The organism is Duganella callida (genome assembly GCF_004614165.1).
Classification (GTDB): Bacteria; Pseudomonadota; Gammaproteobacteria; order Burkholderiales; family Burkholderiaceae_D; genus Rugamonas; species Rugamonas callida.
The window spans coordinates 1-14,594 of record NZ_SPVG01000007.1 but is presented as its reverse complement, the minus strand read 5'-3'; the positions used below and the strand labels follow the sequence as shown (position 1 = coordinate 14,594).

Genomic DNA, 14,594 nt, shown 5'->3' with positions numbered 1-14,594 from the left:
TTATTTGACCGAGGCCTGCCAGTACGGCGCGAATTCGAATTCGAGCAGGGCGTCGTCCGGCCAGCTCTGGTCGTGCACCGGTACCACGTAGACCTTGCCGCCTTCCTCCAGCAGATCGTCCGCCAGCCGCGTGCGGCGCTCGCCCGAGACCAGGTACATGGCGGCGATCGGCCGCGGCGCCATATAGTCGACCTTGATCTTCGACGTCAGGCACGGCTGGCCGGCCGCGTAGAACAGCTTGCGTATCAAATACGGCGTCTCGTACTGCTCGATCGCCCAGCGCACCGCGCACTCGAGCCGCAGGTCGCCGAGGCGGCGCGCGTTGGCCGGCACGCCGGGGCTGCGGATGTCCGGCCGCCAGCGGAAGGTGCCCGGCCGGCGGTTGAGCATCAGATCGGCATCGCCCTTGCTCGCCTGCTCGCTGCGCGGCACACTGAAGGTGCCGTCCTGCGCCACCGGCACCGGAATGCTGAAATCGTCGCCGGCAATGCGCAGCTTGATGTCCTTGAGCGACGCCTGCGCCGCCTTCGGCAACAGCACGAAACGCAGCGTCGCGGCCGGCGCCAGCCGACGCTGTTCGTCGAACACATCCAGCCCGGCGCTGAAGGCGCGGTAAGTCTTCCAGTCCGGATCCTTGCTGCTGCTGACCACCACGGCCGCGACATTCGGATCGCTGTCCTGGGCCGAGGCGGGATGCAGCAGGCACTGCAAACATAACAAACCGATCTGTGCGATGCGTTTCATGGTGTGACCTCTATAGGTTGGTTACGACAGCGGTGGCGGCCAGGCTGCGCGCCGCGGATATTCGCTGCCGGCTTGCGTGTGCGGCCAGTCCTGGCGCAGCTGGCTGCCGTTCAGGTAGTGCAGGCTGACCGGCTGGCCGGCGCGGTAAGCCAGCGCGAGCTGACAGCTGTTGACCCACTTTTCGCTCAGGAACGCCATCGGCGGCATGGCCGTGGGCTGCGGCGTGCGATCGCGGCACAGCAGCAGGCCGGAGCTGGCGCGCGAAAAACTCAGATCCGACAGGGACTTGGCGCGGCCGCGTCCCAGCGCCTTCAGATACGCCTGCCTGAGCGTCCACAATTCCAGGAAGCGGCCATAGCGTCGCGGCTCGGGACAGGTCAAGATCTGCAGCAGGTCGGCCTGGCTGAACTGGCTGCGGGCGATCTGCAGGAAACTGGGGCGTACCGGGAACACCGTCTCGGCGTCGAGACCGAGCGCGGCCTGGCTGCCCAGTGCGATCGCCACATGGCTGGCGCATTGCGTCAGACTGAAATACAGCGCCCGATGATCGGCCACCAGCGTCCGTCCCCATTCATCGCGGGCGAAATGCAGCCGCGCCGCCTCGCGTCCGGTGTAGGCGGCCAGCAGCACCCGCCGCAGTACCCGGCTCTGCAGGTATTGCCACTGGCGTTCGGCGGGACGGATGCCGCGCCAGCGCGCACCCTCGGCTGGCGCCAGGTAGGACAGGTACTGCGGCAGCTGGGCCAGCGGTGGCGGAATATCCAGTTCGAGCAGATAAACTGCCACGGCGTCCTGGACAGGATAAGCGCGTGGATCGATGCGGGCAGTATCAGGCCACAGGCGTGCGTGAGACATGAGGCGGCGTTGTCGGTGAAAACGATGGCCCGATTATCCGATCTACGCTGCCGTGTGGTAACTAGTAGTTCTGATAGTTCCACTAGCAGGCCGGGAGCAGGCAACATCGTCCCCCGGCGTGGTCCCTACAGGGCGCGCAGACGGTGCGCCACGTATTCGACCGTGAACATGCCCTGCAGCGTAGCGGGCGCCGCGCCGGCCGGGATCTCGGCGTGACCGTCGAACAGGCGCGCCAGCGCGGCGCGGCCGGCCTCGGTCCAGCCCCCGGCCTGGTACAGCGCGGGCTGATTCAACATGCCGTTGATCGGCCACAGCTGGTCAGGATCGAATTGCTTGCCGGATGCAAGTTGCAGCTCGCTTGCAAAATCGACGTAATCGAGTCTGGACATGTGGTAAGTCTGAAACAGCGATTTGCTCACATCGAGCGGTTCGTCTTCAAGATAGAGCACTTTAGCGGCAAGTTGAGCGATTTTGGCGATTTCCATGTTATCTATTTATATTCTCTTTATTTAAAGATTTTCATCATGTTAAAGTAAAGGAAGTTGAAGATGTGTTGAAAAAGACAGACTCTAAAACTGGGGAAAAGCGCATGGCTGACGGTATGATAAACGGGTTTTCCGGCCTTTTTGAATCATTGACGGATGCTTCCTGCGAAGCCGATGCGATCCTGCGCCTGCAGTCGGGCGTGCAGGGACTGGGCTTCGACCGGGTGATGTTTGCCGTCATCCCGCAGCCCAAGGTCAGCCTGTCCGATGTCTACATGCGCAGCAACTATCCGACCCGCTGGCGCGAACAGTATGACCGCGACAACCTGCGCGCCGCCGATCCCACCGTCGAGCACTGCTTCAAGGCCAGTTCGCCCTTTATCTGGATGCCGCAATCGTTTCAGGGCGACCAGCAGCACGCGCTGTACGAGGAAGCGTCTTCCCACGGCCTGAAGGCCGGCGTGACGCTGCCGATCCACGGCTCCAGCGGCGAGATCGGCATGCTGACCTGCGTGCGCGACCAGGCGCCCGGCAACGGTTTCATCAACGATCTGCATCAGCAGCTGGGTCAGCTGACCCTGTTGCGCGACCTCGCCTTCGACACCATGCGCCCGTACATGCACGCGCCGCCGCCCAGCCAGGAAGTGCCGGCGCTGACCGCGCGCGAACTCGATTGCCTGCAGTGGATGGCGGCCGGCAAGACCGCGTGGGAAATCGGCCGCATCCTCAGCATCTCGGAAGCCGGCGTCAACTTCCACATCGGAAATCTGCGCACCAAGTTCGGCGTCAGCCGCCGCAACGACGTGGTGATCAAGGCGATCCGTTTCGGCCTGATCACGCTGCCGGGTTAGAGCGGGCCGTCGGCGTCGTCCGCGGCGCGCACCTGCAGCAGGTCGGCGTCGCTGATCACGCGCTTCAGATACAGGCGCACCAGCATCAGCACCGGCAGCGGCATGGCCTTGCCGCGTTCGAAGCGGCTGCCGCGCGTCTGCGTCACGCCGAAGCGGCGCCAGAACGCGGTCTGGTTCTCGCGCATCACGTGGCGGAAATCGCGTATCAGATACTTGTCGCGCTGGGTAATCCAGTGCAACTCCTCGTCGCCTGGCGCCAGCACGATGCGCCGGGGCGCAGTGCGCGCATCCGTCGCGCGCTGCTCCATCATTGGTTTGTTCATGATCACTCCTGCAGCACGCGGCGCGACTGCACCGCCGCGTGCCGCGCTGCCGGTCAATGGTAGGCACCGAACAGGGCGGTGCGGGTTTTCTGGCCCAGGTGAATTTCCAGCGCCACCGCTTTTTCCACGCCGATCTGCAGCGGCGGCCCCATGCGCGTGGTCTCGACGCCGGCGTGGCGCAGCAGGCGCTCGACCGCGGTGGTGGTCACCGTCACATATTTGCTGATGCCCTGTTCGTCGGCGAAGTTGACGATGCCGCGCATCGCTTCCTTGGCGCGCTCGGCGAAGCCGTAGCGGTTGTCGCCTTCGGTCTCGATCGCAAAGCGGCTCAGCTCCCACACGGTTTCATCTTCCGGCAGCGTGCCGTTCTGCACCAGTTCCGGGAAGGTGTCTTTCAGCATGTACGGGCCCATGGTCGGCAGGATGCGCCAGCAGCCGCAGATGCGCTGGGCATCGTTGCGGATGACCATGTAGTGGGGTTCCAGCGCGTCGTAGCCGTCGATTTCCATGCCGCCCAGGATCGGCACTTCCCAGCCCATGCGGTCACGGAAGACCTTGGCGCGCAGGACGTGGATGTCGCGCAGTTCGATGCGGGTGAATTTGTTACGCTGGCCAATCTGAATCATCGAGTACATGGTCATTCTCCTTGAGGTTGAGAGTTCGCTACTACGCTGATGTCGTCGCTGAATTGCTGCGTTCGATGTGGCTACTTTATGCAAATTGGCTAAGCCGGATAACTGGCGGACCAGCTAGTGAAAAGGGTGCCACAACCTATCAGACCTCCTAGGTACGCTTGGCGGAATTTGTGCAGGTGCGCTACAACCGTGCCGAACTAGCAAACTTGTTAGTAAAAATAAACACGCGGTTTTGATGTAATGCCTTTCATTGGCGCGGCACCCGCGGCGCATACAGAAAGGTTTGCATCATGTCGGATACGGATTCCTCCCAACAGCTGTCCCCGTTGTCGTCGGTGCAGCAGGTGATCTGGCTGGACCAGGCGCTGCACCCGGAACTGCCGCTGTATAACATCGGCATGGCCTGGCACATCCGCGGCCAGGTGCGGGCGGACGTGTTGCAGCAGGCGATACATCAGGTGGCGCTGGCCAATGACGCCCTGCGACTGGCGCTGCGTGAAGAGCAGGGCATCGCGCTGCAGTATTTCCCGGCATCGGTCGCCATCCCGCTGCCGGTGGTCGACTTCTCCGGCCCGGACGCCGACGCCGAGGCGCGCGCCTATATGGAGCACGCGTTCCGCCGCAGCTTCGATCTGTCGAAAGACCTGCTGTGGGATACGCGCCTGGTGCGCACCGAGAGCGAATGCTACTGGTTCAACTGCTTCCACCACCTGGCCACCGACGGCTGGGGCGTGACCAACATGCTGCACGCGGTGGCGGCCGCCTATAACCGCCTGCTGGCCGACCCGCAGGCGCAGACCGAAGCCGGCCCGTCCTATCTGGAATTCGTGGCCGACGACCGCGCCTACCTGGATTCGCCGCGTTACGAGCGCGACCGCGCGTTCTGGTGCGAACGCTATGCGCATCTGCCGGCGCCGCTGTTCCCGCAGCCGGACGAGGGCGCGTCCGGGCAGCTGGCGCTGAGCGAACAGGTGCGCTGGAACGTGCCGCGCGCGCAGTTCGACCGCTACAACGAATTTGCCGCCGCCAAGGGGCACGGCATCACCCATCTGATCCTGGCGGCGCTGGGCGCCTACTTCGCGCGCATCCAGGACGCCGAGGAAGTGGTGATCGGCGTGACGGTGCACAACCGCGCCACGGCGCGCCAGAAACAGACGATCGGCATGTTTTCGTCGGCCAGCCCGGTCGGCGTGCGCGTCGACCCGGCGCAACCGTTCGGCGCCCTGCTGGATGAAGTGGCGGCCGAGCTGCGCCGCTGCTATCGTCACCAACGCTTCCCGATCGCCGAGATCAACCGTCACCTGAAGCTGGCGCAGAACGGCCGCCGCCAGCTGTTCGACATCACTCTGTCCAACCTGATGTTCAACACCTGCGGTGAACTGGGCGGCGCAGCGGCGCGTCTGATCCCGATGGACAACGGCTATGAGCACGCGCCGCTGGCGGTGGTGATCCGCAATCACCATCCGGGCGAGGATGTGATCATCGACTTCAACTACAACACCGCGCTGTTCTCCCACGGCGAGGTGCAGAAGATGCAGACCCGCATCGCGCTGCTGATCGAAGCCGCCGTGGCCGATGCGCAGACGCCGGTGGCCAAGCTGCCGCTGATGTACGAGCAGGAGCGCCGCCAGCTGCTGGTCGAATTCAACGCCACCGAAGCGGCCTGGCCGCGCGGCGAACTGATACACCAGCTGTTCGAGGCGCAGGCCGCGGCCTGTCCGCAGGCGGTGGCACTGGCCTGGCAGGACCGGACGGTTCGCTACGGCGAACTGAATGCGCGCGCCAACCGGCTGGCTCACCATCTGCGCCAGCTGGGCGCGGCGCCGGACCAGCGCATCGCCATCTGTCTCGAGCGCGGCGTGGCCATGATCGAGGCCGTGCTGGCGGTGTGGAAGGCCGGCGCCGCCTACGTACCGCTGGACCCGGCCTACCCGCCGGAACGGCTGGACTATATGCTGGCCGATGCCGAACCGGTGGCGCTGATCACCCAGCAATCGCTGCGCGCACTGGTGCCGACCACGCTGCCCACCGTGCTGGTCGACGATGCCGATGCGGCGCTGGCCGCCTGCGCCGACACCGATCCGTCGCCGGTCGGTCTGCAGGCCAGCGATCTGGCCTATGTGATCTACACCTCGGGCTCCAGCGGCCAGCCCAAGGGCGTGATGAACCACCATCGCGGCCTGTGTAACCTGGCGCATGCGTTGATCCGCCTGTTCGGCGTGACGCCGCGGAGCAACGTGCTGCAGTTCGTTTCGTTCAGCTTCGACGTCTGCGTATCGGAAATCGTGATGGCGCTGTGCAGCGGTGCGCGTCTGCAGCTGGCGCCGGCGCATGAGCTGATGCCGGGCGAACCGCTGGCGCAGACGCTGCGGCAGCATGCCATTACCCATGTCAGCCTGCCCATGGCGGCCCTGGCCGCACTGCCGCGCGAGGCTGCACTGGGGCAGCTGCAGGCGCTGATCGTCGGCGGCGAAGCGCTGCCGCCGGCGCTGGCCGCGCACTGGGGCAGCCGCTACCGCCTGTTCAATGCCTACGGCCCGACCGAAGCGACGGTCTGCGCCACCGCTTATCTGTGCGCCGCCGGCCCGGCCGCTACGCCTGCCAGCGCCCCCGGCGCCATCGCTGATTCCACCATCGCGCGTGCCGCCGAGGTACCCGCCATTGCCGCCGCAAGCGGTGCGACGCCGATCGGCCGGCCGCTGGCCAACACCCGCATCCACATCCTCGACCGCCAGCTGCAGCCGGTGCCGATCGGCGTTGCCGGTGAGCTCTACATCGGCGGCGAAGGGGTGGCGCGCGGCTACCTGAAACGCCCCGAACTGAGCGCCGAACGTTTCATCGCCGACCCGTTCAACGGCCAGCCGCAGGCGCGTCTCTACAAGACCGGCGACCTGGCGCGCTGGCTGCCCGACGGCAACATCGAATTCATTGGCCGCAACGATTTCCAGGTCAAGATCCGCGGCTTCCGCGTCGAGCCGGGCGAAATCGAAGCGCGCCTGGCCGCCTGCGCCGGCGTGCGCGAAGTGGTGGTGGTGGCGCGCGCCGTGGCCGATGGCGACCGGCGTCTGGTGGCCTATGTGGCCGCGCAGCCGGATGTCCGGCTGGAACCGGCCGCACTGCGCGCCGCGCTGGCGCACGACCTGGCCGACTACATGATCCCGAGTGCCTTCGTGCTGCTGGACGCGCTACCGCGCACGCCGAACGGCAAGCTGGACCGCCATCATCTGCCGGCGCCGGGCCAGGCTGCCGTGGTCGCGCGCGCCTACGCGGCGCCGCAGGGAGAGACCGAAACCACCGTGGCCGGCATCTGGCAGACGCTGCTCAAACTGGAGCGCGTCGGCCGTGACGACCACTTCTTCGAACTGGGCGGCCATTCCCTGCTGGCGGCGCAGCTGACCGCCCATGTGCGCCAGCAGCTGGGACGCGAAGTCAACCTGCGCACGCTGTTCCAGCAGCCGACGCTGGCGGCGTTCGCCGCCGTGGTCGGCGCCGCGCCGGCCAGCGTGCACCATCGGGTGACGGCGGCCGACGACAGCCGTCCGCTGCCGCTGTCGTTCGCCCAGCAGGGCCTGTGGTTCCTGGACCAGCTCGACCATGCCGCCGGTGCCGCCTACCACATGCCGGCCGCGCTGCGCCTGCAGGGCCGCCTGGACCGGCAAGCCTTGCAGGCTGCGCTGGACCGCATCGTCGCGCGCCACGCCAGCCTGCGCACCCGCTTTGGTGACGCCGACGGCGAGACCGTGCAGATCATCGCCGCGCCGGACGCCGGCTTCGCGTTGCTGACCCATGACCTCAGCCATCTGTCCGGCCATGAGCGCGATTACGCCGTGCAGCGCCTGGCCGACGACGAAGCCATCCAGCGTTTCGACCTCACCGCCGGACCGTTGATCCGCGGCCAGCTGCTGCGCCTCGCGCAAGATGAACACGTGCTGCTGATTACCCAGCACCACATCATTTCCGACGGTTGGTCGATCGGCGTGCTGGTGCGGGAAATCAGCGTGCTGTATGCCGCCTTCTCGCAGGGCGAGGCTGATCCGCTGCCGCCGCTGGCGATCCAGTACGCCGACTACGCCGCCTGGCAACGTGGCTGGCTGCAGGGCGACGTGCTGGCGCGGCAGAGCGCCTTCTGGCAGGAACAGCTGAGCGGCGCTCCGGCACTGCTGGAACTGCCGGCCGACCGCCCGCGTCCCGCGCAGCAGAGCTACGCCGGCGGCGCCGTCACGCTGCGCTTCGACGCCGAACTGACCGCCGCCCTGAAAGCGCTGGGCCAGCGTCATGGCGCGACCCTGTTCATGACCCTGCTGGCCGGCTGGGCGGCGCTGCTGTCGCGGCTGTCGGGCCAGGACGATGTGGTGATCGGCACACCGGTGGCCAACCGTCCACGCGCCGAGCTGGAAGGCATGATCGGCTACTTCGTCAACACGCTGGCGTTGCGCGTGCGGCTGGAGGACGACCCCAGCGTGGCGCAATTGCTGGCGCGGGTCAAGGCCCATACGCTGGGCGCTTACGAGCACCAGGAACTGCCGTTCGAACAGGTAGTGGAAGCGGTACAGCCGGTACGCAGCATGAGCCATAGCCCGCTGTTCCAGGCGCTGATCAATCTCGACAACGCCCCCGGCGACCGCACGCTGCACCTGCGCGATCTGGACATCGAAATGCTGGAGCCGGCGCACATCACTACCCACTTCGACCTGAGCCTGGCGCTGTCGCACAAGGAGCTGGACAGCGGCGCCGTGCTGGAAGGCTATATCGAATACGCCAGCGACCTGTTTGATGCCGCCACCATCCAGCGCCTGGCCGTGCACCTGGAAACCCTGCTGCGCGCCATGACGGCCGACGACAGCGCCACCGTCAGCCGTCTGGCGCTGCTGACCGCGGGCCAGCAACAGCAGCTGCTGACGGCTTTCAACGACACCGCGCGCGACTACCCCGACTACAAGCTGATTCACCAGCTGTTCGAAGAGCAGGCCGAGATCCGTCCGTATGCGGTGGCGATGGTGTACCAGGGCGAACGCCTCGGCTACGATGAAGTGAACCGCCACGCCAACCGGCTGGCGCACCAGCTGCGCGCCATGGGCGTGCAGCCGGACGACCGCGTCGCCATCTGCATGGAACGCAGCAGCGCCATGCTGATCGGCTGGCTCGGCATCCTCAAGGCCGGCGCCGCCTATGTGCCGCTGGATCCCGGTTACCCGGCCGACCGTCTGGCCTTCATGATCGATGATTGCGCGCCGGCCGTCATCCTGACCGAGTCCGCGCAGGCGTCCTTGCTGCCGCCGGGCGACGTGCCGCTGTTCGTCACCGATGCTCCGGCCGGTCTGCAGGCGCTGGCGGCGCGGCCCGACACCAACATCGGCGCCGACGCCATCGGCCTGAGCGCGGCCCACCTGGCCTACGTGGTGTACACCTCCGGCTCCACCGGTATGCCGAAGGGCGTGATGATCGAACACCGCAACGTGCTGCAACTGGTGATCAATGAACCCTGCGTGGACATCAATCCGCAATCCTGCATGGTGTATTGCGCCAATCCGGCCTTCGATGCCTCGACCTGGGAAGTATGGGGCGCGCTGCTGAACGGGGCCAAGCTGCTGATCGTCACCCAGGATGAGCTGCTGGAGCCGGTCGCCTTCGGCCGCCTGCTGGCGCGGGAGGGCGCCACCATCCTGCAACTGACCGCCGGCCTGTTCCACCAGTACGCCGAGCCGCTGGCACTAGCCTTCAGCCGCCTCGACTACCTGCTGTTCGGTGGCGACAAGGCCAACCTGACCACGGTGGCGCAAGTGTTCCGCGACAGCCGTCCGCGCCATCTGGTGCACACCTACGGCCCGACCGAAACCACCACCTTCACCGCCACTTTTGAGGTGAACGAGACGATCGCGCGCGCCCACGTGCTGCCGATCGGCCGGCCGATCGCCAACACCCGCCTGTACATCCTGGACCGCCATCACCAGCCGGCCCCGGTCGGCGTGGCCGGTGAGCTGTACATCGGCGGCGCCGGCGTCGCCCGCGGTTACCTGAACCGCGACGCATTGACCGCCGAGCGTTTCGTCGCCGACCGCTTCAGCGGCGTGCCGGGCGCCCGTCTGTACAAGACCGGTGACCTGGCGCGCTGGCTGCCGGACGGGAATGTCGAATTCATCGGCCGTAACGATTTCCAGGTCAAGATCCGCGGCTTCCGCATCGAACTGGGCGAGATCGAAACCCGCCTGGCGGCCTGCTTCGGCGTCAAGGAGGCGCTGGTGCTGGCGCACCAGGATGCCGGCGGCGACAAGCGCCTGATCGCTTACCTGACCGCACAGAACGGCGCCACACTGGAAGCGGCCAGCCTGCGCACGCAACTGGCGCAGCACCTGGCCGACTTCATGCTGCCTTCCGCCTTCGTGCTGATCGAGCATTTCCCGCTGACGCCGAACGGCAAGGTCGACCGCCGCGCGCTGCCGGTGCCGGAGCAGGCGGCGCTGGCGCAGCGTGCCTACGAGGCGCCGCAGGGCGCGATCGAAACCGCGCTGGCCGCCATCTGGCAGTCGATGTTCAAGATCGAGCGCGTCGGCCGTCACGATCACTTCTTCGAACTGGGCGGCCACTCGCTGCTGGCGGTACAGCTGATGGCGCGCCTGCGCCAGCAACTGGGCCGTGATGTGAGCCTGCGCACGCTGTTCCAGCAACCGGTGCTGTCGGCGTTTGCCGCCGCCGTCGCAGGTGCCGGCGACGCCGTACAGAGCGCCATCGTGCCGGTGCCGCGCACCGAGCCGCTGGCGCTGTCGCATGCGCAGCAGCGCCTGTGGTTCCTGGACCGTCTCGACTCCGCCGCCGGCGCCGCCTACCACATGCCCGCGGCGCTGCGCCTGCGCGGTCGGCTCGACAAGACCGCACTGAAGGCGGCGCTGGACCGCATCGTCGCCCGCCACGAAATCCTGCGCACCACCTTTGCCGAAACCGGCGGTCAGACGGTGCAACTGATCGCCGCGCCGGATGCGGGCTTCAGCCTGAACGAGCGCGATCTGAGCCAGCTGCCCGGCTACGAACGCGAACGCGCGCTGGCCGACATCGGCGCCGAGGAAGCCGCACGCCGCTTCGACCTGAGCGCCGGCCCGCTGGCGCGCGGCCAGCTGCTGCGCCTGGCCGACGACGACCATGCGCTGCTGATCACCCAGCACCACATCATCTCGGACGGCTGGTCGATGAGCGTCCTGTTGCGCGAACTGAGCGCCCTGTACGCCGCCTTCAGTCAGGGCAATCCCGACCCGCTGCCGCCGCTGGCGCTGCAATATGCCGATTACGCGGCCTGGCAGCGCGGCTGGCTGCAGGAAACCGCGGTGCGGGCGCAAGGCGTGTTCTGGAAACGGCAGCTACACGGCGCGCCGACGCTGCTGGAACTGCCGACCGACCGCCCACGCCCGGCACGCCAGAGCTATGCCGGCGGCAGCGTGTCGCTGACGCTGGACGCCAGCTTGACCTCCGGCCTGAAATCCCTGAGCCAGCAGCACGGTACGACCTTGTTCATGACGCTGCTGGCCGGCTGGGCCGCCTTGCTGGCGCGCCTGTCGGGACAGGACGATGTGGTGATCGGTACGCCGGTGGCCAACCGCCAGCGCACTGAAACCGAAAGCCTGATCGGCTTCTTCGTCAATACGCTGGCGCTGCGTGTACGCCTGCAGGACGGGGTCAACGTGGCGCAGCTGCTGGCCCAGGTCAAGGCCGACACGCTGGCCGCCTACGAGCATCAGGATCTGCCGTTCGAGCAGGTGGTGGAAGCGGTGCAGCCGGCGCGCAGCATGGGCTACAGCCCGCTGTTCCAGGTCGCGCTGAATCTCGACAGCGGCATCGGCGAAGACGGCCTGCAGCTGCCTGGGTTGGAGGCCGGCACGATCGCGCAGGCGCACGCCACCACCCGCTTCGACCTCAGTCTGATGCTGAAGGACGAGGGCGACATCATCACCGGCGAAATCGAATATGCCAGCGATCTGTTCGACGAGTCGACCATCCAGCGCTACGCCATGCATCTGGATACGCTGCTGGCGTCGATGGTGGCGAATGACGCCATGGCCGTCAGCCGTCTGCCGATATTAACCGCAGCCCAGCGCCGCCTGGTGCTGCTGTCCTTTAACGACACCGCGCGCGACTACCCGCAGGACAAGTTGATCCACCAGCTGTTCGAACATCAGGCCGAACTGCGTCCGGATGCCACCGCTGTGGTGTACGAGGGCGTGACGCTGAGCTATGCCGAGTTGAACCGCCGCGCCAACCAGCTGGCCCATCATCTGCGTGGTCTGGGGGTACGGCCGGACGACCGCATCGCCATCTGCATGGAGCGCAGCAGCGAAATGGTGGTCGGCTGGCTCGGCATCCTCAAGGCCGGCGCCGCCTACGTACCGCTCGAATCGAGCAGCCCGGCCGACCGTCTGGCCGCAATGCTGACCGACAGCGCGCCGGTGGCGCTGCTGACGCAAACTTCGCTGTCCGGCCGCCTGCCGGCCGCCGGCGTGCGCACCATCGTGATCGACAGCGCGGCCGATGCCGCCGCCATCGCCGCCCAGCCGCAATTCAATCTGGATGCGGCGCAGATCGGGCTGGCCTCGCACCACCTGGCGTATGTGATCTACACCTCAGGCTCCACCGGCGTGCCGAAGGGCGTAATGGTGGAGCACCGCAATGTCGTGCAACTGGTGATCAACAATTCGTTCGCCGACATCGGTCCGGATGACTGCATCGTCCATTGCGCCAATCCGGCGTTCGACGCCTCGACCTGGGAAGTGTGGTGCGGCCTGCTCAACGGCGCGCACGTCCTGGTGGTGCCGCAGGCGGTGCTGCTCGATCCCGAGCAGTTCACATCCACGCTGACCGAAGGCGGCGCCACCGCCACCTTCATGACCATTGCCCTGTTCAACCAGTATGCGCAGGCCATGGAAGCGCTGTTGCCGAGCATGCGCTACGTGCTGTTCGGCGGCGAGAAGACGGATTTGAGCCGCATCAAGCAGGTGGCACGCCACGCCGCGCCACAGCACTTCGTGCACTGCTACGGCCCGACCGAGACCACCACGTTCGCCACCACCTTCGACATCCCCGGCATCGAGGATGACGCCTACACGCTGCCGATCGGCGCACCGCTGGCGAATGCACAGGTATACATCGTCGACAGCCACATGCAGCCGGTGCCGGTGGGTGTGGCGGGTGAGATGTACATCGGCGGCGCGGGCGTGGCGCGCGGCTACCTGAATCGTCCGGAGCTGACGGCCGAGCGCTTCGTGGCCGATCCCTTCAGCCGTCGTCCGGACGCCCGCCTGTACAAGACCGGCGACGTGGCGCGTTGGCTGGCGGACGGGAATATCGAGTTCATTGGCCGTAACGATTTTCAGGTCAAGATCCGGGGCTTCCGCATCGAGCCAGGCGAGATCGAAGCGCGCCTGATGGCTTGCGACGGTGTGCGCGAAGCGCTGGTACTGATGCGTGAAGACCAGCCGGGCGACAAGCGACTGGTGGCGTACCTGACCGCGCAGCCGGGCGCCGTGCTGGCCGGCGGCGATCTGCGCCAGCAGCTGTCGGCGCACCTGGCCGATTACATGCTGCCGAGCGCCTTCGTCGTGCTGGACGTGTTCCCGCTCAATGCCAACGGCAAGATCGACCGCAAGGCGCTGCCGGCGCCCGATCCGTCGGCCTCCGTGGCGCAAGAGTACGAGGCGCCGGCCAGCGACACCGAACAGGTGCTGGCGGCGATCTGGCAGGAGCTGCTGGGCCTCGAGCGCGTCGGCCGTCACGACAATTTCTTCGAACTGGGCGGGCATTCCCTGATGGCGGTCCAGCTGCTGGGACGTGTGCGCGAAAGCTGCCAAGTCGAGCTGTCGTTGACCGACCTGTTCGCGAATCCGGTGCTGAGCCGTCTGGCCGACGCCATTACCACGCTGCAGTTTGCACGCTTCATGGGCGAGGAAATGGAGCAGATGAAGAACGAACTGGGCAACCTGTCCGAAAGCGAATTGCTGGCCATTCTGAATGAAGAGACCCAAAAATGAACCAAGCGCATACCGAGCTGCAGAAATTGCAGCAAGCGATCCTGATCCAGCGTCTGCAACAGCGTATGAAAAACCAGTCGTCCGCGCAGCAGCAGGAGCGCATCGCTGCCGTCGACCGCGGCCAGCCGCTGGCCTTGTCCTACGCGCAGCAGCGCCTGTGGTTTTTGACCGAACTCGATCGCGCCGCCAGCATTGCCTATCACATGCCGGCGCAGTTGTGGCTGAACGGACGCCTGGATAAAGCCGCACTGAAGGCGACGCTGGACCGCGTCGTGGCCCGTCATGAAAGCCTGCGCACCACGTTTGCCGGCGCCGAAGGCCAGCCGCTGCAGCAGATCGCCGCGCCAGATGTCGGCTTCGCGCTGAGCGAGATGGACCTGGGTCATCTGACTGGCAACGAGCAGCAGTGCGCCGTGCAGCGCCTGTCCGACGACGAAGCGGTGCAGCCGTTCGATCTGGCCACAGGTCCGCTGATCCGCGGCCAGTTGCTGCGCCTCGCGGAAGACGAATATGTGCTGCTGATTACGCAGCACCACATCATCTCCGATGGCTGGTCGGTCGGTGTGCTGGTCCGTGAAATCAGTACCCTGTACGCGGCCTTCAGCCAGGGGCAGGCCGATCCGCTGCCGCCGCTGGCGATCCAGTACGCCGACTATGCCGCATGGCAGCGCGGCTGGCTGCAGGGCGATGT

General features: G+C 66.5%; 8 protein-coding genes. 3 read left to right on the top strand and 5 right to left on the bottom strand.

Annotated elements, in window-relative coordinates:
* From E4L98_RS00625 to E4L98_RS00615, 3 genes are all read right to left on the bottom strand, one after another.
* Positions 1 to 744 carry a hypothetical protein gene (locus E4L98_RS00625; RefSeq protein ID WP_135199630.1) on the bottom strand — a complete coding sequence of 248 codons (744 nt, stop codon included), beginning with the start codon at positions 742 to 744 and terminating at the stop codon, positions 1 to 3.
* A 21-nt stretch (positions 745 to 765) separates the two neighbouring features.
* Positions 766 to 1,599, bottom strand: coding sequence for a 4'-phosphopantetheinyl transferase family protein (locus E4L98_RS00620; RefSeq protein ID WP_135199629.1), 834 nt, complete (start codon positions 1,597 to 1,599; stop codon positions 766 to 768).
* 125 nt (positions 1,600 to 1,724) lie between these two features.
* Positions 1,725 to 2,084 carry an acyl carrier protein gene (locus E4L98_RS00615; protein ID WP_135199628.1) on the bottom strand — a complete coding sequence of 120 codons (360 nt, stop codon included), beginning with the start codon at positions 2,082 to 2,084 and terminating at the stop codon, positions 1,725 to 1,727.
* Positions 2,085 to 2,233: 149 nt separating this feature from the next.
* Between E4L98_RS00615 and E4L98_RS00610 the strand changes: the two genes are divergently transcribed.
* Entirely contained in the window at positions 2,234 to 2,935 is a 702-nt protein-coding gene (locus E4L98_RS00610; RefSeq protein WP_167761238.1) for a helix-turn-helix transcriptional regulator, read from the top strand.
* On the opposite strand, the gene E4L98_RS00605 is transcribed toward E4L98_RS00610, so the two are convergent.
* Together E4L98_RS00605 and E4L98_RS00600 are read right to left on the bottom strand one after the other, a co-directional pair.
* Complete coding sequence (locus tag E4L98_RS00605) at positions 2,932 to 3,258, bottom strand: hypothetical protein (protein ID WP_135199626.1); 327 nt, start codon at positions 3,256 to 3,258, stop codon at positions 2,932 to 2,934. The genes E4L98_RS00610 and E4L98_RS00605 overlap by 4 nt on opposite strands.
* 53 nt (positions 3,259 to 3,311) lie before the next feature.
* On the bottom strand, positions 3,312 to 3,893 hold the full coding sequence (locus tag E4L98_RS00600; protein ID WP_135199625.1) for an acyl-homoserine-lactone synthase: 582 nt from the start codon (positions 3,891 to 3,893) through the stop codon (positions 3,312 to 3,314).
* Positions 3,894 to 4,183: 290 nt separating this feature from the next.
* On the opposite strand from E4L98_RS00600, the gene E4L98_RS00595 reads away from it, so the two are divergent.
* Both E4L98_RS00595 and E4L98_RS00590 read left to right on the top strand, forming a co-directional pair.
* Positions 4,184 to 13,903 carry a non-ribosomal peptide synthetase gene (locus E4L98_RS00595; RefSeq protein WP_135199624.1) on the top strand — a complete coding sequence of 3,240 codons (9,720 nt, stop codon included), beginning with the start codon at positions 4,184 to 4,186 and terminating at the stop codon, positions 13,901 to 13,903.
* Positions 13,900 to 14,594, top strand: a 695-nt coding sequence (locus tag E4L98_RS00590) for a condensation domain-containing protein (RefSeq protein ID WP_135199623.1), incomplete at its 3' end; no start/stop codon positions are given. The genes E4L98_RS00595 and E4L98_RS00590, both read left to right, overlap by 4 nt.